The sequence below is a fragment of the Mycoplasma amphoriforme A39 genome, from assembly GCA_000723365.1.
Lineage (GTDB): Bacteria > Bacillota_I > Bacilli_A > Mycoplasmatales > Mycoplasmoidaceae > Mycoplasmoides > Mycoplasmoides amphoriforme.
Genome location: HG937516.1, coordinates 551,458 through 573,865 on the forward strand (window position 1 = coordinate 551,458; position 22,408 = coordinate 573,865).

Here is a 22,408-nt window from a genome sequence, read left to right on the forward strand (position 1 = left end):
GCCAGACTTATTATGATCAAGACACCATCTTTTGCGTGTTTTTCCGAAAGAAAAATACATAAATTTTTTACTAATTAACCAACAATCATTAGTCGAAACATTCCTGCGATTTTAACCATTTTAAATGATCTAATTATTTATCTTCAGATTTTTTAATAAAACTATGACGTTTTAACGCTTTTAAAATGTAGATCTTGAAAATCACAAAAAGTTTTTAATTTGTAATTTTCTGAATTTCTGACAAGAATCAATTAAAGCGATCTTGTGCTCATTCTGGTCTTGATTCTATTGCAAATAAATAGAACTTAATTTTCGATTCAGTTCCGCTTGGTCGCAAAGCGATTCAATCACAACGGTTATTGATATTAAATTCAATTTTGAGCATATCACTTGGTGCACAGTGATCTTTCCCATTCGTATAGTCGATAAGTTTGCCATGATGCATCTTCAAATTTTTAAAGCGTTCTTTGATTTGGTGATATTGATTAGGATTATTTGGATCTAAATCAATTGTTATGCTTTGGGAAACAACATAACCATATTTTTGGTAAATTTCTTCTAAAACGCGTAGCAGATTAGTGCTTCTTTTTTTGTATTCGTTTGCCATTCTAACAATGATTGCAACTCCTTGCAAAGCGTCTTTGTCAGCAGCAATATCGGCTTTAATTAATGATCCGTATGACTCTTCAAAAGCATAAAGCATTTCTTGTTTTTCATCTTGTTTTTTAATTTTTTGAATTAATTCACCAATCCATTTAAATCCCGTGGCCGTTTCATAAACATTTATTCCGTTGGCTTTGGCAATGGTTGCTGGCAGGGTGGAAGAAACAAATGAGTAAATTAAATAATAGTTTTTTAAATCTTCTGCTTTCGATACCAAATAATTAAAGGTTAATAATGCTGTTTCGTTTCCTGTCAATAAAACATATTTGCCTGTTGCTTCGTTTCTAACGCCAACGCCAATTCGGTCGGAATCAGGGTCAGTTACAATTAATAAATCCGCTTTATTTTTTTTGCCACTTTCAAGCAAGCGCTCGAACGCTAATGGTGATTCGGGATTAGGATTTTTAATGTAAGTAAATTCGGTATCTTCCACCATTGTTTTCACATCATAAATGGCTTTGACTTTGATTTTATCAAATAAACGTTTTACCAGTTTTGCTCCGGTTCCGTGTAATGGCGAATACGCTACCGTTAAATTTTTAAAATTATCATCATTTCCAGCAATTCTTACTAAACTCTTTAGATACTTTCGAATTAAGTCTCTTTTAGTGTGTTCGACATATTGGAAATATTTATTTCTAAAATTAAACTTGTACTCTTTTTTTGGAAAATTTTCATACTTGTCAAATTGAATAACAATTTGATCAACTTCATTCGGCAATATTTGATACCCATATTCACTATATAATTTAATTCCGTTGTATTCTTTGGGGTTATGACTGGCTGTGATGTTGATCCCGCCCTTCGCGTCAGTATGTTTGATTAAATAAGAAATTAATGGTGTGGGTGAAATTTCTTTAGTGTAATACACATGGATTTTATATTCACACAATACAGATGCTGCTGCTTCGGCAAATTCTTTGCTTTGCCTGCGCTTATCTCTGCCAATTACAACTGCAATTTTTTTACATTCATCATTTTCATATCTTTTTTTCAAATACTTTGCATAACCTTCAATGACCCGTTGCACATGTTTCACGTTTAATTGGTGTTCTTCAGGACCTAAAATTCCCCGCATCCCAGCCGTCCCAAATTCTAACTTTTTCATCTTCTATCTCCTTATGGCAATAGTCATCATTTCCTTTTTTATTATAAATCGATAAAAATGGAGATTAAGATGATGACTAGTATTTTTAATTTTTTGAAAAATCATCATTTTTAACCGTTTTTATTAGTCATTTATTAGTTTTAAAGAATGGTTAACGTAAGTGTAAAAGTCCTAATTTTAGGAATTAAAATAACTAAAAAATTTAAGAAAACAGCATTTATTATTTATTTAGCAGGTAATTATTCATTAAAGTAACATTTAATGTATAATGGTACAAATCTTTATAAATATTAGATATATTTAGTAAATAATATGGTGGAGAGGAAACATTATGCGGGTTTGATATATTTCTGCTGAATGCTATCCATTCATGAAAACTGGTGGGTTAGGCGATGTTAGTTTTGCCTTTCCTAAGGCGTTAAAAAAAATTGGCGTTAATGTCAATGTTGTTTTACCCTTTTTCCATTCTATTCCTGAAAAGTTTACTGCTATGATGAATATTTTTTTGCAGTGAAGCGTAAAGTTAGGTAACCAAAATTATCATGTAATCGTTAAGCATTTAAGGTATCAAACAATCGACTATTATTTCATTGCTTCACAACAAAATCCGTCCGAAAGACTAACAAGTATTTACAGTAATTTTAGTAATGCATCTGATTTTGCAATGTTTTCTGAAGCAGTAATTAAGTTTTTGGAAGTCGTACCTGAGAAGCCCGAAATTTTGCACTTAAATGACTGGCACACTGGGTTAATTCCCCTCCTTCTAAAATTATCAGGCCATAGTTCTATTGAAAAAATCAAAACGGTGTTTACGATTCATAACTTGCAGTATCAGGGTCAGTTTGGTTTGAATCACGTGTTATCGCTATTTAATTGACAAAAAGAAAAGGCCATTATCCAAGAAGCAATTACTTCCAATATTTTTTCATTTATGCGCTCGGGAATTGTTTTTGCTGATGCGGTAACAACAGTTAGCCCGACTTACATGTTTGAAATTCAAAGTTGTGAACTGGGGATGGGATTAAGTTCATTATTAGCCAAAAATAGTCATAAACTTTCTGGCATTTTAAATGGTTTAGATAAAGAAGTTTACAGTCCACAAATTGATGATCAGATAAAAGTCAATTATGATATTCAAAACTGAAAACCTCAAAAACGGAAAAACAAAGCATATTTACAAGAAAAAATTGGACTGGAAGTTAATTCAAATAAGTTTCTTATCGGTATTGTTAGTCGTTTGGTCAACCAAAAAGGGTTTGATATTTTTGACATGGCGTTGCCAATGTTGCAAAAAAGCAATCCTAACATTCAATTTGTTATTTTGGGAACTGGTGATAAAATCTATGAAATAAATTTAAAGCAAATGTGCTCGAAGTTTGGTGCGAATTGCAAATTTATTAATGAATTTAATGAGGGATTAGCCCGACAAATTTATGCTGGTTCTGACGCCTTTTTGATTCCCTCATATTTTGAACCATGTGGACTAACTCAATTAATTGCTTTAGAATATGGTACGGTGCCAATCGTTCGCAAAACTGGTGGTTTAGCCGATACTGTTGTCGATTTTCAAAATTCATTAGGTACCGGTTTTTTATTCACTGATTTTAACGCTAATGCTTTGGTTAGTTGTGTTGAACAAGCGTACGATGTATTTAAAAACGATCCAGAAAAATGGGATCAACTAGTACAAAATGGAATGCAGTCTGAATTTAGTTGAATTGATATCGCAAAAAAATATTTGGAGTTATATAAAGACAATGTCACAAAATAATTTTTTACAAAAAGTTGTGATTGAACCAGAAAGTATTGCAAAAAATGTTAACAAGTTTGTTGAGGGTAATCACGCTCACTTGCATGATTGATTAGGAGCACACGTTACTAACCACGGTACTATTTTCCGAGTATGGGCTCCGGGTGCAAAAAGTGTTAGCGTTATGCTTGTAATTGGTAATGAAACCATTAACCGTAGAATGCAGTTGCAACGACATGGTATTTGAACTTGTTTTATTACAAAGTTAGGATTTAATACAAAATATAAATACGAAATAACCACCCAAGATAATCAAAAAATCTTAAAATCTGACCCCTTTGGTTTTTATCACGAATTAGAACCCTATTTTGACACGATCATTTATGATCGGTATAAATATGTTTGACGTGATGAACAATACTTAATTAAACGAAAAAGTGAAGATTTTCAATCTGCACCCATGGCCATTTATGAAGTCCATTTAGGTTCATGAAAAAAAACGGCAGATGATAAGTTTTTAACTTACAAACAATATGCTGATAAACTCATTAAGTACGTTAAGGAAACTGGTTATACCCATATTGAATTACTGCCACTAGCCGAACATCCGTTTTTAGGTTCATGAGGTTACCAAATCACCGGTTATTTTGCTGCAACCAGCCGTTATGGTAAACCCGATGAACTGAAATATTTAATTGATTTAGCCCATCACAACAACATTAAAGTGATCATGGATTTTGTCCCCGTTCATTTTAATAAAGATGATCACGGCTTGTACCGTTTTGATGGCACCCACACGGTATTTAGTTCAGCAATTGAATATGATCGTGAAAACGTTTTGTGAGGTACTGCTAATTTTGATTTAGGTAAAAATGAGGTTCAAAGTTTTTTATTATCCTCTTTAACCTACTGAATTGAAGATTTCCACGTTGATGGCTTCCGGTTTGATGCTGTTTCTTACATCCTGTACCATCAGGGAAATACTGCTGGTAAGCTTAATACTGCTGGCGTTAGTTTTATTAAAAACACAATTACGCAAATTAAAAAGCACCACCCTGATGTTTTATTGATTGCTGAAGATTCATCAAATCATGGTAGTGTTACCAAGCCAATTACTAGTCGTGGCTTGGGGTTTGATTTGAAATGAGATTTGGGTTTTTCCAATGATTTATTTCGCTTTATGCAGCGTCCGTTTGACGAAAGACGTTTTGCTCCCAACGCTTTTAACGATATCACGTTTAGCGTTTCTTATAATTCTACCGAACGTTTTTTATTACCTTTTTCGCATGACGAAGTTGTCCACTTAAAAAAATCACTCGTGCTTAAGTCACCCGGTTTTTATGACCAACAAATCCGCCAGTCAAAATTAATGCTTGGTTTTATGTTTGGTCGCCCTGGTAAAAAATTGTTATTCATGGGTCTTGATTTTGCTCAAAATTGCGAATGAAATGAACAAATCTCATTGGATTGACACTTATTAGAAGATCCAGTTCATGCTAAACACCTGTTGTTTGTTAAGGATTTATTACGCGTTTACAAGCGCAGTAATCCTTTATTTGAACGCGATTTTGATCAAGCCGGTTTTGAATGAGTGTGTGTTCACGAAAATAACAACGTTTTTAGTTTTAAACGATTTGCTAAAAAAACTGATGATGAGTTACTAATGATTTATAATTTTTCAGATCAGTACTTTGAGCACTATAACATTTATTTAAAAAATGATGCAACTAATCGTCAGCCAAATTACGTTTATTACGAAATTTTAAATAGTGATAATTTAAAATATGGTGGTACTGGGGCGATTAATTCCATGACAAAAGATCCTGGTGTAATTCCAATTCAAAAAAATGAGCATCAGACGTGGATTGACATTAAACTAGCTCCATTTGCCGCAATTTTTTTAAAAAAAGCCTTTATCAAATAATAAGATTCGGCCTTGGTAGTTCTTCATGCGTACAATTCCAATCGCCTTTAAAGATGAAACTAATGAATCAATTGAGTGTTTTTTTGACAACTGGGATTTAATTACAATTAATTCGCCAAAAAATCGTTACCAAAAAGAAGATAGTTTTTGGGTTTTTGATCTTAATAAAAATTTACTCTATCAGGCTAATGTTTTGTTTATTGAGAACCATGAAACTGAAGATTTTGTCAAACTAAAAATTCCCAAAAACATTTTTTATCCAAGACATAAGTATTTTGTAATTGATAAAAAATTGGTCCGGTTACCTGTGAAAATGGGCTCATTAGTATTTCGGCCCGACTTTGATCAAAGTATCTATTGCGATCATCCTGATTTAGGTTATCAATATTCCAAGCAGTCAACCAAATTTAAAATTTTTGCACCCTTAGCTTACAATGTCGATTTATTAGTTTATGATCCAACTACTAAAGAACTCTTAGAAACTCACGAAATGACCGAAGGCGAGAAGGGAACGTTTTCGTTAGTTTTAGAACGCGATTGTGACATGTTGATGTATCGTTACAACGTTTATAGTAATCACACCGTTCATGAAACGACTGATCCTTATGCTTTTAGTTCTAGTGCTAATAGTGAATTTTCATACGTCATTGATCTTGATAAAACCCGAGCGGCGATGGAGTATGAACAACCCCAAACGTTATTAAAAAATTACACCGCCGCCGTGATTTACGAATTAAACATTCGTGATTTTACCGATTCGGGTTTTTTTAAAAATCGTGGTAAGTATTTGGGCATGTGTGAAACTGGGCTAGTCGATAACAACAACAATAAAATTGGGCTAGATTATTTAAAAGATTTGAACATCACGCATGTTCAGATTTTACCGTTTTATGATTTTCAAACCATTGATGAATTAACCTATCCTAAAGCATTAGATTACAACTGGGGTTATGATCCAATTCAGTTCAATGTTCCTGAAGGTTCATATGCATCCAACCCGAATGATCCGTATTGCCGAATCATTGAACTAAAGCAAATGATTTCCATCTTGCACAAAAATAATATTGCTGTGGTGATGGATGTCGTTTATAACCATGTTTATGATGTCAACAGTTTTGCGTGACAAAAAATTATTCCTGGATATTTTTTTCGTTTTGATGGACAAGGTTTTTTTTCAAATGCGACTGGTGTGGGTAACGATATTGCCAGCGAACGTTTGATGGTAAGAAAATATATTGTTGACATGTGCAAGTATTGAATCCAAGAATTTAAATTAGATGGCTTCCGCTTTGATCTAATGGGAATTTTAGACATCAAAACGATGAATGAAATCCGGGATATGGCTCACAAAATTAATCCCAATTTCATTATTTATGGCGAAGGCTGAAATATGCCTTCAGCAACTGATCAACCGCTAGCGAACATGCACAACCATAATGATTTAAACAAAATTGGTTTTTTCAACGATTACTTCCGGGACTGCATTCGTGGTAGTCAATGGGAAAAACAACATGCTGGTTTTGTTAGTGGTAATATTAGTTCATTTAACCAAGCTGCAAATGCGATCATGGGATCACTCGGACTAAACATGTTTCACGTTATTTTTAACGAACCATGACAAAGCGTTAATTATGTTGAAGCCCATGATAATCAAACCTTTTATGATCACTTAAAAGAACGCTTGCCGTCCTTTCATTCATCAACCATTCAAAAAATGGCCTTAATGGGTTTAGGAATTGTTATGTTAAGTCAAGGAATTCCTTTCATCCATGCTGGGCAAGAATTTTTTCGTACCAAATTTGGCGAAGATAATACTTATAATAAATCAATTAGCTACAACCGGTTTGACTGAAACCAGATTAATGAATACCGAAACGAAATCAACTTTTTTAAAAAACTGGTTGAATTAAGGAAAGCGAATGAACTATTTCGTTACAATGAAAAAACAAAAATTGCCAAAGCGGTCAAAATTACTCACGAAAAAAATTTTTTAATAACTTACCGCTTAGATAATGGCAAAGATGAATACCACGTCATTTTAAATCCATCGAGTGCAACGCAAACCACACTAGTTAGTTATGAAGACTTTCTATGTGTTTTAAGCAACTATTTTGAACCATTAGTTTTTGATGACAATTTTTGTGCCCAAATTCAAGCCTATGGCTTTTACGTTTTTTATAAAAGAAAATCGAAAAGGAAATAATTATGAAAAAGGAAGTTATTGCCTTAATTTTAGCTGGTGGTCAAGGATCTAGATTAAAGCAATTAACCAAAAAAATTGCCAAACCTGCCGTTCCCTTCGGTGGACGTTTTCGGATTATTGATTTTACTTTAAGTAATTGCACTAATAGTGGAATTGATACAGTTGGTGTGATTGCCCAATACCAACCCTTAACTTTATCACGGCACATTGGCATTGGTTTGCCGTGAGAATTAGATTTAATTGATGGTGGCGTCACAATTTTGACTCCTCAAGTCCGCGGCAAAACTGGTTCATGGTACGAAGGTACCGCCCACGCTGTTTATGAAAATTTTGAGTTTATTGAAGATTATAATCCCGAATATTTAATTGTGCTTTCTGGCGATCATATCTACAAAATGAATTATGCCAAGTTGGTAGAGTACCATAAAGAGCATGAAGCCGATATTACCATTGCTTCAATGGAAGTTGCTTGGGAAGAAGCGAGTCGCTTTGGCATTTTAAACGTTGATAAAGAAAACCGGATTGTAGAATTTGATGAAAAACCCAAAAAACCCAAAAACAATTTAGCTAGCATGGGAATCTATGTTTTCAATTGGAAATTATTAAAAAAAACAATGGAGTTTTGTAATGCCAACAAAATTCCGTTTCATGATTTTGGTCACGAGTTGTTGCCATACATGCTTACAGTGCAAAAAAATAAAATTTACGCTTATTTATTTCAAGGTTATTGAAAAGATGTAGGGACCGTGCAAAGTTATTGGGAAGCCAATATGGATTTAATTAACTCGCACAGTGAATTAGATTTATCGGACCGTTCTTGAATTATTTATTCCAAACCGAATTCTTTGCCACCCCAATTTTTAGGAACTAATTCCAAAGTTACCCAATCCTACGTGGCTAACGGTTGTCGCATTGATGGTCACGTGGAAAACTGCATGATTTTCCCCGGAGTTGAAATTGAATATGGTGCTTATGTTAAAGATTCAGTGATCATGAGTAACGTGCATATTTGTGAAAATGCTAAGGTGATTCGCTCGATTGTTACCGAAGGTCAAGTGATTAATTCTGGTAGTGAAATTGGCAGCAAGGATTTAACGGAAATCTTTGTTTTTGCTGGAGGCAGTAACTAATGACTTTAGACCGCAGTATTTTTGCAATTGTTGATGCAAACCAGAATGCTAGCCAAATTCGTGGTTTAGGTTCTAACCATGCTTTACCAATTTTACCGGTTTTAAGTCGCTACCGGTTAGTTGATTTTGCCTTCTCGAATTTAGTTAATGCATCCATCGATCCGGTCTATTTAGTTATTGATAAACCAAACCGCCATATTTTTAACTACATTGGTTCTGGTTCTAACTGGAATTTACATCGCAAAAACCGGGGTTTAAACTACCTTTTTACCACTAAAGATCAAATTGGAACAGGAAATAATCTTGGAGTTTTGTACAAATCCAAAGAACACATTTCCAAATTGAACCGGAATTATGTTTTATACACGAACATTAAGACCATTAACCGGATTGACTATAAGCAAATGTACGAATTATTAATTGAATCAAATGCTGATATTGTTTGGGCTTATCGAACCCAAACAACCGATAGCACGATGTTGGGTTCAGAAATATTAAAAGTTAACAAAAAAAGTCAACGTGTCTTAAATTTTGGGATTAACAGTACTGTTAATGAAGAAAAAAACTTGAATTTAGGCATTTTCATGATGCCCAAAGACTTATACATTCGGATGCTAGATGAAGCGGTTGAAGTTAATTTAAACAGCCGGATTGAAACTTTTTTACAGTCCAAAGTTAACGATTTAAAAATTGTTGGTTACCAAGTTCCGACATGAATCGGTTTTTTAAATTCGGTGGAAGATTATTTTACGAACCAAATTTATGCTTTATTAGATGCTAATATTACCAAAGAAGTTTTTACTAAAACTCCTTTGTACACCCAAGAAAACGACCAAATTTCTTCATTTTACGGCAAAACGGCTAAAGTCCGCCATTGTCTTTTAGGTAGTGGGTGTCACATCACGGGAACGGTTAAAAACTCAATTTTATTTAGAGGAGTTACAGTTAAACCAGGTGCCGAAGTAGAAAATTGTATTGTTTTAAATAATGTGGTGATTGGCGAAAACGTTAAATTAAAAAATATCATTATTGACGATAACGCACTGATTACTGATGGGAAAATCTTAATTGCTTCGGAAAAATCACCACTAGTTGTTTTTAAAAACTCCCAAATATAAGTTATTAATTTCGTACTAATGTTGTTGCCATTAAATTTTCATCTATGTACTAATCCCTTTTGCCTGTTATAAAATTCGTGATAATATAGGTGCTAATGTTTTTTTAAATTTGCAAATTTATACGATTAAATGGGTGAAAAATTTCTTAAAAAATATTTTTATTTTTAATTGTGGTATCATTTTGCAATCAAACTAATAATTTATGAGAATTCGTTTCTACATTCTAAAAAAGTTTTTTGTGCATTTGACTTACTAATGTTATAAGTTTCCTTTTTTAACCTACATCAACGTAAATATTTAGCCCTATTCTTATCCATATTTTTGACCAGTGATAAATTAAAAACTCGTTTGATTACGCATAAGAATTGCTTTCAGTTATCGAACCCTGTTTATGCTTATTAACAAACAAAATGTTTTAGATTTACAAAACAAATTGGATCGTGCAAATCCGCAAAGCGTGTTTTCCGCTTTCACTTATTGATCGTGAAATTATTATGGAATTAATATTGAGTATGATTACGACGATCTTGATAATGCCGTAATTTTTACCTCCAAATCAGACATTAAGTATTCCACTTTTGCTAGGGAAGTTTACGATCGAGAAATTATTAATCAAGTTAATAACCAGCACCAAATTCTAACGACGCAAACAATCAATCATGATTTATTTTTAAAAATAATTTCCAAGCAAATTAAAGAAATTTTGGATAATTGCGTGGATTGTTTAGGCGTGTATGTTGACGATGTCAATGATTGACAACTTGCTAAATTAAAAGATGTTTTTGATGTTCAAGAAATTTTTATAACAAATAGCAATTACCTTTATACCAGAGAACAAATGGCCGAAATGACTGGTAAAAAAATGCAAAAAAAGCGTAATCATCTTAATTACTACTTACTTAACTATGAAAAAACGACGGTCATTAAAAAATTATTCGAGATTCCCTTTAAGGAAATTATGGCTTATTTACAAACATGGTCGACCACATTTACTAGTTTTAATACACATGCTGAAATTGATTTTGTGCAAAATTGTGAAGAATTTATTAAGCAAAAAATCCTTAAAGGAATCGGAATTTATCTCAAGGATCGCTTGATTGGATTAATCATCAGTTTTGCTCATGGATCATACTGTGAAATTCTTGTTGAACATGCCAATAAAGACATCCGCGGTGCTTACCAATACCTAGTTGCTCAAAATCTTAAAATTAACCATCCAGATGTATTATGAATTGATCGCCAAGACGACATGTGGTCATCACAAATTGACCAAATCAAACGCACGTACCAGCCGGTAGAAGTCATTAAAAAACATTTTATTTTAGTTAAAGGTTTCAAAAATGCTTAGTAACCACTTTTCACCTAAAGCCTTTTTACAATATCGTAAATCTTATTTAAAAAATTTTACCGATGATACGTGTCAAGCATTTGATTTTACTATTAACAACTACATTAAATCAAACCAGTTATTCATCAGTCAAACCGATCAAGATAATTATGATTTAGGCTTAATTGTTTTGCCTAAAACAATTGTATCTGGTAAACAAAAATATTCAGGATGTTTAATTTATGGGTTAGTTGCTAGCGATCAAACTAAAGGCACGGGAATTTTAAAAAAATACTTTCCAACTTTTTTGCAGCAAATTAGTAGCCAATATGATGTGGTTTTAATTCAAGCTGATCATTGAAAAATTTATCAAGATTACCCGTTTGTTGACGTTAGCGAAATGATCGTCTACCAAAGTGATGTTCACCAAGATCAGCGTTTTTTTGCTCACGAAACTTTTAGCATCGATTTAGCTAGTTCGATGCTATCAATTTACGAACACTATCTAGCGAATTTTGGTTTTGAAAATTATGTTAAATATGATCTAGCATCATTTTCTAAATTTTTGCAATTGTCATTTTTAAACAAAGATGTGGTTTATCTTGTTCCAGGTGCTTATACGGTTTGTGACCCGATTAATTTGACTTGTAATAGTGTGGCGTTTGCATCGCTAGATTGTTTAAAAAACCTATTAACGATTCTTCCGGTAAATGCCAAAATTGTTCTAAATAAAATTATTAATACAAAACAAATTACTAGCTTGAGACCAAATAACACCTTTATTCTTACAAAACAATTACAGAATATCAAAAAAAGTTTAAACCCTTTAATTTTTAATGATGTAAATTAAATTTTAATATATAATCTATACGATTTTTTACTACCTTGGAAGTATAGCTCAGTTGGTTAGAGCACACCCCTGATAAGGGTGAGGTCGATGGTTCGAGTCCATTTACTTCCACCATGTTTTTGGGGACGTAGCTCAATTGATAGAGCACCTGACTTGCAATCAGGAGGTCGAGGGTTTGACCCCCTTCGTCTCCACCATATAAAATTACGCCACTTTTCTTATGTAAGATCAGTGGCTTTTTCTATGTATTGCTTAATCAGATGGATTTGTCTGTTAATTTTGCTTTAGTGTTTCAGGTTGGTTGATTAAAATCCAACCCAATAAGTCATTATTTTAATTAGTAATTATTGATTGCTTAATTTCGTTTTATTATAATCAATCGTTAGGTTTTGAGGTTTTTTATGGCAAGTGCTTTATATCAAAGATACCGTCCGGGATGTTTTAGTGAAGTTTTTGGTGAAACCCACATTATTAAAGCGCTAAAGAGTGCTTTAAATAACGATTTATTATCCCATGCTTATATTTTTTCCGGACCACGCGGGATCGGAAAGACAACGATTGCTAAAATTATGGCAAAAGCTGTTAATTGTTTAGCGTTAAAAGATGGTGACGCGTGCAATCGTTGTGAGAATTGTCAAAAAATTAATACCAACCAAACCTTAGACGTTCTCGAACTTGATGCCGCTAGTAATAATGGTGTTGCTGAAATCAGGCAAATCATTGATTCCATTAATTATTTACCTGCTGATTTAAAGAAAAAAGTATATATTTTAGATGAAGCCCATATGTTAACTAATGGGGCTTGAAATGCCTTACTAAAAACGTTGGAAGAATGTCCAGAACATGCGGTTTTTATTTTTGCAACAACTGAATATCATAAAATTCCCTTAACGGTTGTTTCCCGATGTCAGTGTTATAGTTTTAAACGGTTAGCAGCCGAAATTATTAGTAGTTTAATTACGAATATCTCCAAAATTGAAAAGATCAAAATCACTCAAGACGCTATTAATAAGATTGCTGTTATTGCCGATGGTTCAGCACGTGATGCTATTAGTTTATTAGACCAACTTAGTTCGTATAGTTCCCATCATAAAATTGACATTGACGACATTAATACAATTTTTGGTTTATTAGACGAAACTAAAAAAATCGAATTCATTAATTTATTGGCGTCTGGTGATTTAGCAGCCGTTTTAAAAAAAATTGAAGAATTTGAAGCAGATGGTATTCATTTTGGACAATTAATTGAAAACACTTTTGGCATGTTTGTTGATATTTATTTATATGAAAAAACAGATCATAAAAGTAGTCCAAAATATTTTCAAAAAAAAGATTGGGATAAAATCAAATTATCTGGGGAAATGGCTTTAGTTTATGCTGGTCTTTGGGAAGATTTAACAGGTAAAATTCGGTTTAATCCGCAAATTCGAAATAATTTAGAATTGGCAATTTTTAAAGGAATTAATGCCACAAAAAAACTCGTCAAGGCCAATCATCAACAACTAGAATTAACAAAAAATAATCCTGAACCAATTATTAAACCGTTAGAAGTTGCAGCAAAATTGCCTGATCGTGAGTCACAAGACAGAACGAGTTTTATTTTGCCAATGAAAACCGAAAAAATCGATCCACCCCAATCAATGATTAATCCGACTTTAAATATTGATGATGTTTTTACTACTGCGGAAATTGATATATCAAACGTAACACGGGATGAAGGTTTGGCAGTCGAGCAAACAACAAAGTCATTGCCAAAAATTAAACAATTAAGTCCTAAAGAAATTTTCATTCGTATTGCTAATTTTCAAAATGCCAATTTCCAAAAAAAATATCAAAGCATTCTGGAAACGGTTAAATTAAAAAAGTCACAAACACTTCAACAAAAAATTTCCAAAATTCACCAAAGCGATCAATGACTTGAAAACCATCCTTCTACTAACTTAATTGTCAATGCGAGCAAAGTATTAATTGGTGCTGATCAAGGTATGGTTTTGTTATTTAATACTGAAGACGAATGTCTGTTACTAAACGCTAAGTGTCAAACGACTGAATTTATTTATTTTGTTAATGAGTTATTTGGCACCCCTCTTTATATAATTGGGGTGACAAAAATCATGGGTCGCGAATATCGAGATGCATTTATTGATGAGCAAAAAACCAAAAAAATTAAAAAATTAAGTCTGACTCAATTGAATAAATTGCTTATTAAAAAACCTGCTGACAAGGCAAATGATTTAAAAGCAATTGCTCTAAAATATTTTGGCGATGCTTTAATTATTGAAGACGATTTTAACGAGTAATTTCTTTTATGGAATACGAATTTATTGAATTTGAATACTTAGTCGATGCTATTAAAGCATTACCAGGAATAGGAACAAAATCTGCACGAAAAATTGCCTTCTTTTTAATTAAAAAAGATGCTAATTTTATTAAGGAATTTATGCATCGCATTTCGCATGCAAGAAGCGTAATATTAACTTGCACCATTTGTGGAAATTGGAGTAAGGACACCATTTGCGATATTTGTGCTTCTGATTTACGTGAAACTGATAAATTATGTATTATTGCTACAGTTGATGATTTAATGACAATTGAAGCATGTCAAGCTTACCATGGTTTATACCATGTGTTAAATGGCGAACTATCAAGATCGAAAAATATTGAACCTGAACACTTAAATTTACCAACCTTAATTCCCCGCATTCACCGCCAAAAAATTAAAGAAATTTTGATCGCTACTAATTTAACAATTGAAGGCGAGTTAACTGCCAATTACATTAAAATCTTACTTAAGGATGTTGATGTTTCAATTTATCGAATTGCTTTAGGCATGCCGGTTAATTCGATGATTGATTATGCTGATGGCATGACCTTAAAATTAGCTATCGAAAATAAAAATAAAATTAAATAATTTCGTGTCTGATTTGATCGATTCATTCTTTAACTTGCTTTTCAACTTGCTCTGGATAGTTATCGTAATCTAATGCCAATCCGACAAATTTGTCACCAACAACGGCCGATGAGTCACTAAAAGTGTATTTGCTTTTTGAAACAAATCCGACAAATTTAGGATGTTTAGATTGTAAATTTTTATACAAGCCACCTAACCCATTACAAAAAGTGAAGGCATAAATTTGACTATCACCTAAGCCAAATAAAGCGACAGTTTTATTTTTTAATTCTAATTTTTTAAAATTAAATTCTAACCAATGGTCTTGCATTTCACCAACTCCTCAGGTTGATGTGCCCATGATTAACTTATCATATAAATTAATTGCTTCAGCAGTGACATCAGCAATATTTAAAATATGTTTTTCATCGATGTTTAATTCCTTTGCAATCATTTTTGCAACTGTAAAGGTATTTCCTAGATTGCTTCCGTAAATAATTCCTGTAGCCATTTTTACAATCTTTCTTTATTTAAAATATGGTTTTCAATTCAAAAGCCAACACCGTCCTCATGCACGCCATTACAAATAAATTTCGCAGCATTTCTTGCTGATAAGTGCCCATTTTCCATGGCAACACTTCATTGTGATCATTTTAACATTTCAATATCGTTTATATTATCGCCAAAAGTTGCTGTATTCATTGGCGTTAAATCATGAATCAAGTGATCCCTAATAAATTTTAAACCAGTGACTTTTGATACCTGAAAGGGCAAAATTTGCATAACTGTATTATGAATTACTAGTTTTGCATGAAATTGTTTACATAATAATTTGATTTCATTTTGCAGCGATTGATTGATCATCGATTTTAAAAAAACAATTGTATTCACGCGATGAAATGGTAAATCTCAAGATTTGTCTTCTTCTAAAATTACGCTATTTAAAAAATCGTTTTCTGGAAAGAACATTAAATCTAAGTACACTTGTTCTTCAGCAGTTAGTCAATTTTTAGTGGTACTCATGTAAGTTGTATAGTCACTAAAGATTAAGAAAACTAATTGGCGAAAGCGGTTTGCGATTTGATTAAAGCAATAAACTAACCCTTGTGGCAAACATTCACTAAGAACTAATTTTCTACCTAAATAAACTTGGGCTCCATCTAAAGCGATAACAGGCATGGTAATTTTGTTGTGCAAAACAATGGGATAAGTTTTTTGATAAGAACGGCCTGTAGCAATCCCAAACCCAATTCTTTTTTGGTGACATTTAACAATTACTTGCTTATTTTTTGGTGAGATTTCTAATAAATTAGAAAAACTATACTTGTCGTAGTAAAACCGTTCTTTTGTTTCTTTAGGAATGATTGTTTCATCCAGGTCCGTATAAACATATTTTATTTGTTTGCTATCCATTGTTTACTTTAGTAAATTTTTGATTAATCATATTTAGTGTATCTTTTGCGTCAGATAATTTATTATATTATATGCGTACATTTTAGGCATATCTTGTTAAAATAATGGCAATGAGTTTTCAGACAATATTCAAACGAATCAGAACTTTTCTAAGGAAATTTGTTTTTGTTTTAGTAGCAACTGGTAGTGCTAGTACAATTATTATTTTGACCAGTGCTAATTATATAAGGTTAAACCAAAGTAATCAGGGACTAGTTGTTGCTCAACCCAATCGCTTAGAAACGGTTCGTACTTACGAACCAAGCCGTTTTTCTCATCTTTTAGTTGCTGATGGTGGCTATATTGTTCTTGATAATCACAAAAATACTGCAGGAATTTCCCGATTAGATAGCTTTGGTAATGTTTTATGACAACATGCCGAAGCCCCGATTGAGCGTCATGATCGTGCGATTGTTGAAGTATTACAAAATCCGATTGATCCAAGCATTTATTATTTGCTTTCAATTCCAAAAGAAATTTCAAAGCAAAATATTCATAAGTTTGATGAGAACTTGTGGTTATTGGCCACGATTACAATTATTAAGGAAAATTTAAAAAGTTCACCATCAACTGCTGTAAATTTAGTGGGTACTTTCTTTGTTAATCCGATCGCGATGATACAAAATCTTCCGCAGTCATGAAAAAAAACCGGTGACACTTCTTTTTTAAAGGGTGCTTCTGATTTATTACATAATGGGAGTTTTAGTTACAGTTATTTTACATACTTAGCCAATATCGGTAACATGGTATTTAAGAATAACACGATTTATTTATTTGGCAACGCCGGAGTCAATGAAGGGTTAAGTCTTGGTGTATACAGTTTAAATTTAACTAATTTTGTCATTAAAGCTTGACCATACGCCAAACTGATCGCAGGTTGAAGTGCAAATCCGAAAGAAAATTATTTAAATTTTCCGATCCATCAAGATCCGAACTTTCAATACATTTTTCGTGGCTCAATTGCCGGGGTTATTGTTGACCGACGCCGTTCAAATCTAGTTAATGTTGCTGGTTATTTTGCAACAGGCGAAAACAACACTATTAAAAATGATGGCTTAGTTACCCCGACGATTTCCAATCCTGTTACCAGTGCAGATTCGGGCTTGATTGGCCAGTTTCAAATCGATTTAGCAGTGCTTGATAGTTTACATAGCAACGATGGTGAGGATGATATTGAAATGTACCAAAACGTTTCTAATTCCCAAACACTTAATTTTGGCAGTAAATCTTATCTTCAAACCAATCAGATGACTCGTAATTTATTTAGTAAAACAGTTAATCGATTTAGTTCTGAAAATGTGAGTAATTATCTCAGGGTTTCCCGAGTTAAAAACGCGATGCAGTTTCTCAACCAATTAGTGATTTTTGAACAAGATAGTTACTTATTATATGATGATATTAATTTAACTGATCAACCATACCAATGAGCCAATTTTAAAGGATTATTTACATGGTCACAAAACAAATTAATTAGCGTTTGATCCAATTCTAATTTTGAAAATAGTTTTCAATTTTTATTTTATGACTTTAATCGTCCTGAACCTTTAACCGATTTAACTTTGTTTAGTTCATTACCTGAACTTAACGTGGTTTTAAAAGCCAAAGCAACTAACCACTTATTTTTACAAAACGCTGCGAAAAATACCAATTATGAGGGCTTGAGCCGCGTTTTTGTTAATGTTAGAAACGTCCAAAACCCCATTTTGGAAGATCGAAGTTTTACAAATCCGCTTAAGGTTAGAGATCAATATTTAGGCCATGCAAGTGTTCGTGATATTACTAATGCTCCGATTTTGCAAAATATTGTTCGCGATCTTATTGAAGAAAGAAACGGGGCTTTTTTTGTTAAAAAACAATACATTCGTGACTTTATTAATTATTTACCGCCAGATCGCAGATTAAACCCCTTACCAGAGATTGATTTACCAGTAGTGACGTATGATAGTGCCAACCAATTTATTACATTTAATACTTCGGTAATTAACCCGTTAACAAATTTGCCAACTGCCATTCCTGGCTTAAGCACAACATCAACGATTGCTGGTTTTAACACCACCCCTGTTTACATTTGAATTACTGTTGTCATCAGCGTGATTATTGCTTGCTTATTAATTGTTATCATTGGTTTTTCTTCATGGTATATTCAATATACAAAGCGATTGAAAAAACGCTCAAATGTTTTAGTTAAATTGAAAAATAAAAAATATGTGAATCAACCCTTAAGTAAAAAAGAATTAGCTTTAATTGAAACCGATCAAATGTACCAAAAATATGTTAATTCAATGAAACAGAAAAAAGCCGAGATCATTAAACGGTCCAAACAACCCTATTATATCGAAGATCATGAAGATTACCAAAAGTGAGTTGATGATATTGAAGACCTTTTTCTTTACGATGATTTTGATGATGAAACTTCTAAAAAAAATTACCGCTTACCACAGCCTGTAGAAATTTTGGAAATTGACCACCGTAAACACCCCGATCGCCAAGTTGTTAAAGTTCATAAAAACAACCGAAAAGGTTAATTGCAAATATTATGGCCACTAAATTAATTGTCGGATTAGGTAATCCTGGCGAACAGTATGCGAAAACGAGACACAATGCTGGTTTTATGGTTTTAGACCAACTAGTTAAAACCTTAAACCTGAATTTTAATGAAAATAACTTTTCTGGCACTTTTTGTAAAACCACGATTAACCAACAACCGGTTTTTTTTGCTAAACCACTAACGTATATGAATCTTTCTGGTGACTTTGTCCGGAGTTTTTGTGATTTTTACAAAATTTGATCGCAACACATTTTAGTAGTACATGATGAATTAGCTTTCCAAATCGGTCATTATCGCCTTAAAGCTCGTGGCTCAGGCGGTGGTCATAACGGAATGCAAAATATCATTAACCGGATGGGTACTGAAAAAATTAAACGACTTCGGATTGGGATCAATAACCAGACACGTTTTGATATTGCTAAATACGTTTTAAATAATTTTTTACCGGAAGAACAAATTAAACTAGACACCGTGATTGCTAATGCTACCATTGCCTGCTATGAATTTATTAACTGTGAATCATTTGATCTTTTAATGAATAAATTTAATAATAATTAAATGAAAAAAAAATATTTAATTGCTGTTTCAGGTGGTCCAGACTCGATGGCACTGTTAGATTTATATAAAAATGCGATTGCTGCCGTCTTGCACGTTAATTACCAAAAACGTTCTAGTGCATTAAATGATCAAATGATTGTTGAAAATTATTGCCATAAAAACAATTTAAAATTTTTTGTTAGATTTTATGAACCCAAGTTAACTTATTTTCAGTTGACTAATAACTTTCAAACTGATGCTCGTCATTTTCGTTATGAGTTTTTTAACAAAATTGGTAAAGCGATCAATATCAATAATTTGCTAGTCGCACATCATCTTGATGATTTTGTTGAAACCGCGTACATGCAATTGCAACGGAAAAGTCAAACATTATTTCTTGGGATCCAAGAACTAACAAAAATTTTAGATTTAAATGTTTTTCGACCGTTACTTAAATATCGTAAAAAAAGCTTAGTTAATTATTGTATAAAAAATGATATTGCTTTTGGCGTTGATGAAACTAACGAACATTTTTTTTACGAACGGAATTTAGTTAGATCCATTATTAAAAAATGAACATCAAAGCAATTTCATGATTTTTTAAGTCAAGTCAAAAATTATAATCAAAAAAATGCGAGCTTAAAAAACCATCTTGGCCATTTGTTTGTTCACTGACAACAAAAAAAGCATGATGTTCGCTTTTACCAGCAACTTAGACCATCTTGAAAATTACATTTGTTGTATGCTTATTTGCTGTCATTAAATCTTTATATTAATCGTGGTAAACTAAAAATGATTGATCAATTTATTAATAATCATCATCCTAACAAAAATTTACGAATTGGTAATAACATTTACCTATCGATAATTGGCAATCAATTAGTTATTAAAAAACCTCTTGGCTAGTGTGTCAGCAACACCACAATTATCGTTAGTGTGTTTGGTAATATATCTAGCTACTAACTTGGCACTAGTTCGAGCATTTTTCATCGCGTATCCAAAACGCACTTTTTCTAACATTTGCATATCATTTTGACCATCACCAAACGCGATTGTACTATCGGCTTGAATCCCGTAATAACTCGATAGAAAATCAACAGCATTGCCCTTATTAGCGTAGCGTGAATTGATTTCAATAATGTTTCCTGAATTTGGTAATGACCAGTTTCGTACTACAAAAGTGTTAAAAGTTTCTTTGATGTAATAAGTGACTTCGTCAATGCATTTTTGGTCACGAATTTGCAATAACATTGCGTTCGGATCATAACGCATTTTTAGCAATTGTTGTTTCCCAAAAAATATGCCTTGATCATCATTCATGACAACATGGAACCATTCATTAAATTCTTTTACTTCATGGTCGATTGCTGGTTTATTTAGAATGTAAGTTCCGGACCGATTCTCGACAATAATATTATCGATCCGGTTCATGATCTTTTTTTCTAATAATAAACTTTTTACTAAACTTTTTTGGAACACAATATTAATTGGTAAAAAGTATTCGTCATAAGGATGCCAAATGTATGATCCATTTAGATTAACAATAACTGTTTTTAAACCTAATTGTTTATAAATGTGTTCTGCCCCACGTCACGGACGTCCGGTTGCTAAGCAAAAAATATGCCCTTTATCTGTTATTTTTTTAACAACATCAATCGTGTATTGGTCCAAGGTGCCATTTTGATTTAATAAAGTTCCATCAAGATCACTTACAATTAACATTTTGCGCTGGTGGTATTCCCAATTTGCTGTTAATAATTCTTTTTTATTAGATTTTTTTAAAGCCGATGTGTTCATATACTTTTTTTAAGGTTTTTTGTGCGATAGCCTGTGCTCTTTTATTGGCTACTTCGATTTGTTCTTTAATCTTGTTGGTTGCATCATATTCTTCTTTTCATAATCGCATTAATTGTAAACGATGATTAATGATCGTGAATAAATCTTCCTTGAAAAAAGCATAATTTTTATCTAAGTATTTTTTTTCAATGTCTGTCATCTGAATTTTTTCACTAGTATAAAATAACGTTTTTCTTAAATTTGTTAAACTGTTTTCGTTAATTAAAACAAAATAAATTGTTAGTAAGTTAGACACCTCTGGTTGCAGTTTTTGGTTGTAACAAACCTTATTCAAACTATCTGTTTTAGCACTTTTAATTTTAAGTTTTAAACTTTCAGAAGTTTCATCCAAAAAAATGACCCCTTTATGATTTTTGGAAGATTTTGACATTTTTTTTATCGGGTCAACTAAATCCATGATTCTCGCTCCAACTGTGGGAATTAATGGTTCAGGGATTTTAAAAATGTTGCCATATTTCGCATTCATTCTTAGTGCCAGATCACGGGCTAGTTCAATGTGTTGCTTTTGATCAGCACCAACAATAACATCATCAGGTTCATACAATAAAATATCAGCAGCCATTAGGGTGGGATAAGTTAACAATCCGGTCGGAATTTTCACAGTACTGTTGCTTTGTTTGAACCCATCTTTAATTTTTGTTTTAAATTGGGTCATTCGTTCCAATTCGCCTAAAGTTGAATGACACAATAAAATATGTGCCAAAGTGGCGTGTTCGTAAATTTCACTTTGTAAAAAAATGTTAGTTGTTACTGGATTTAAACCTGCTGATAAGCATGCTAGCATTACTTCCTTGCGATTTTGTGCTAAGATAACTGGATCAAAATCAACGGTAATTGAGTGCAAATCAGCCACAAAGACAAATAGTTCGTGATCATCTTGCATTTTTACGAGATTGGTTAATGAACCTAAATAATTACCTAAATGCAATCTGCCACTGGGTTGAATGCCTGACAAAATCCGTCTTGTTTTCATTTGCTTTTTCACTTTTCAAAAAAATCATTAAGTTTATGCGTTATTTGTGCATCAATTATAATATAATTGATTAACTAT

The 22,408-nt window shown here is 32.6% G+C and carries 17 protein-coding genes and 2 tRNA genes; 14 read left to right on the top strand and 5 right to left on the bottom strand.

Annotated features, from left to right (window positions below):
* Positions 1–214: 214 nt before the first annotated feature.
* On the bottom strand, positions 215–1,771 hold the full coding sequence (locus tag ABDB96_RS02100; RefSeq protein ID WP_343251139.1) for a phospho-sugar mutase: 1,557 nt from the start codon (positions 1,769–1,771) through the stop codon (positions 215–217).
* 331 nt (positions 1,772–2,102) lie between these two features.
* On the opposite strand from ABDB96_RS02100, the gene ABDB96_RS02105 reads away from it, so the two are divergent.
* The 11 genes from ABDB96_RS02105 (at position 2,103) to recR (ending at position 14,984) form a co-directional block, all read left to right on the top strand.
* Positions 2,103–3,542 (top strand): glycogen synthase, encoded by a 1,440-nt coding sequence (locus tag ABDB96_RS02105; RefSeq protein ID WP_343251140.1) that lies wholly within the window; start codon positions 2,103–2,105, stop codon positions 3,540–3,542.
* Positions 3,529–5,445, top strand: coding sequence for a 1,4-alpha-glucan branching protein GlgB (gene glgB / locus ABDB96_RS02110; RefSeq protein ID WP_343251141.1), 1,917 nt, complete (start codon positions 3,529–3,531; stop codon positions 5,443–5,445). Before ABDB96_RS02105 ends, glgB begins: the two co-directional genes overlap by 14 nt.
* A 25-nt stretch (positions 5,446–5,470) precedes the next feature.
* Positions 5,471–7,648, top strand: coding sequence for a type I pullulanase (pulA, locus tag ABDB96_RS02115; protein WP_343251142.1), 2,178 nt, complete (start codon positions 5,471–5,473; stop codon positions 7,646–7,648).
* Positions 7,649–7,650: 2 nt separating this feature from the next.
* A complete protein-coding gene (locus tag ABDB96_RS02120; protein ID WP_343251143.1) occupies positions 7,651–8,778 on the top strand; it encodes a glucose-1-phosphate adenylyltransferase in 1,128 nt (375 codons plus the stop codon).
* Complete coding sequence (gene glgD / locus ABDB96_RS02125) at positions 8,778–9,896, top strand: glucose-1-phosphate adenylyltransferase subunit GlgD (protein ID WP_343251144.1); 1,119 nt, start codon at positions 8,778–8,780, stop codon at positions 9,894–9,896. Before ABDB96_RS02120 ends, glgD begins: the two co-directional genes overlap by 1 nt.
* Positions 9,897–10,287: 391 nt before the next feature.
* Positions 10,288–11,244, top strand: a complete 957-nt coding sequence (locus tag ABDB96_RS02130) for a phosphatidylglycerol lysyltransferase domain-containing protein (RefSeq protein ID WP_343251145.1) — start codon at positions 10,288–10,290, stop codon at positions 11,242–11,244.
* A complete protein-coding gene (locus ABDB96_RS02135; RefSeq protein ID WP_343251146.1) occupies positions 11,237–12,073 on the top strand; it encodes a hypothetical protein in 837 nt (278 codons plus the stop codon). Before ABDB96_RS02130 ends, ABDB96_RS02135 begins: the two co-directional genes overlap by 8 nt.
* A 37-nt stretch (positions 12,074–12,110) precedes the next feature.
* A tRNA-Ile gene (locus ABDB96_RS02140) sits at positions 12,111–12,187 on the top strand.
* Between the two features lie 7 nt (positions 12,188–12,194).
* A tRNA-Ala gene (locus tag ABDB96_RS02145) sits at positions 12,195–12,270 on the top strand.
* A gap of 204 nt (positions 12,271–12,474) precedes the next feature.
* Positions 12,475–14,373, top strand: coding sequence for a DNA polymerase III subunit gamma/tau (gene dnaX, locus ABDB96_RS02150; RefSeq protein ID WP_343251147.1), 1,899 nt, complete (start codon positions 12,475–12,477; stop codon positions 14,371–14,373).
* A gap of 8 nt (positions 14,374–14,381) precedes the next feature.
* A complete protein-coding gene (recR, locus tag ABDB96_RS02155) occupies positions 14,382–14,984 on the top strand; it encodes a recombination mediator RecR (RefSeq protein WP_343251148.1) in 603 nt (200 codons plus the stop codon).
* On the opposite strand, the gene fldA is transcribed toward recR, so the two are convergent.
* Positions 14,977–15,474 carry a flavodoxin FldA gene (gene fldA / locus ABDB96_RS02160; protein WP_343251149.1) on the bottom strand — a complete coding sequence of 166 codons (498 nt, stop codon included), beginning with the start codon at positions 15,472–15,474 and terminating at the stop codon, positions 14,977–14,979. The two genes, recR and fldA, sit on opposite strands and share 8 nt — an antisense overlap.
* A gap of 2 nt (positions 15,475–15,476) precedes the next feature.
* Entirely contained in the window at positions 15,477–16,376 is a 900-nt protein-coding gene (locus tag ABDB96_RS02165; protein ID WP_343251150.1) for an HAD hydrolase family protein, read from the bottom strand.
* Between the two features lie 104 nt (positions 16,377–16,480).
* On the opposite strand from ABDB96_RS02165, the gene ABDB96_RS02170 reads away from it, so the two are divergent.
* The 3 genes from ABDB96_RS02170 to tilS are packed head-to-tail and all read left to right on the top strand — an operon-like array spanning position 16,481 to position 20,406.
* Positions 16,481–18,940 (top strand): hypothetical protein, encoded by a 2,460-nt coding sequence (locus ABDB96_RS02170; protein ID WP_343251151.1) that lies wholly within the window; start codon positions 16,481–16,483, stop codon positions 18,938–18,940.
* 11 nt (positions 18,941–18,951) lie between these two features.
* Positions 18,952–19,521 (top strand): aminoacyl-tRNA hydrolase, encoded by a 570-nt coding sequence (gene pth, locus ABDB96_RS02175; protein ID WP_343251152.1) that lies wholly within the window; start codon positions 18,952–18,954, stop codon positions 19,519–19,521.
* Complete coding sequence (tilS, locus tag ABDB96_RS02180) at positions 19,522–20,406, top strand: tRNA lysidine(34) synthetase TilS (protein WP_343251153.1); 885 nt, start codon at positions 19,522–19,524, stop codon at positions 20,404–20,406.
* Here the strand turns inward: tilS and ABDB96_RS02185 are convergent.
* Together ABDB96_RS02185 and trpS are read right to left on the bottom strand one after the other, a co-directional pair.
* Positions 20,380–21,297 (bottom strand): Cof-type HAD-IIB family hydrolase, encoded by a 918-nt coding sequence (locus tag ABDB96_RS02185; RefSeq protein WP_343251154.1) that lies wholly within the window; start codon positions 21,295–21,297, stop codon positions 20,380–20,382. The genes tilS and ABDB96_RS02185 overlap by 27 nt on opposite strands.
* Positions 21,269–22,330, bottom strand: coding sequence for a tryptophan--tRNA ligase (trpS, locus tag ABDB96_RS02190; RefSeq protein WP_343251155.1), 1,062 nt, complete (start codon positions 22,328–22,330; stop codon positions 21,269–21,271). Before trpS ends, ABDB96_RS02185 begins: the two co-directional genes overlap by 29 nt.
* Positions 22,331–22,408: the final 78 nt, after the last annotated feature.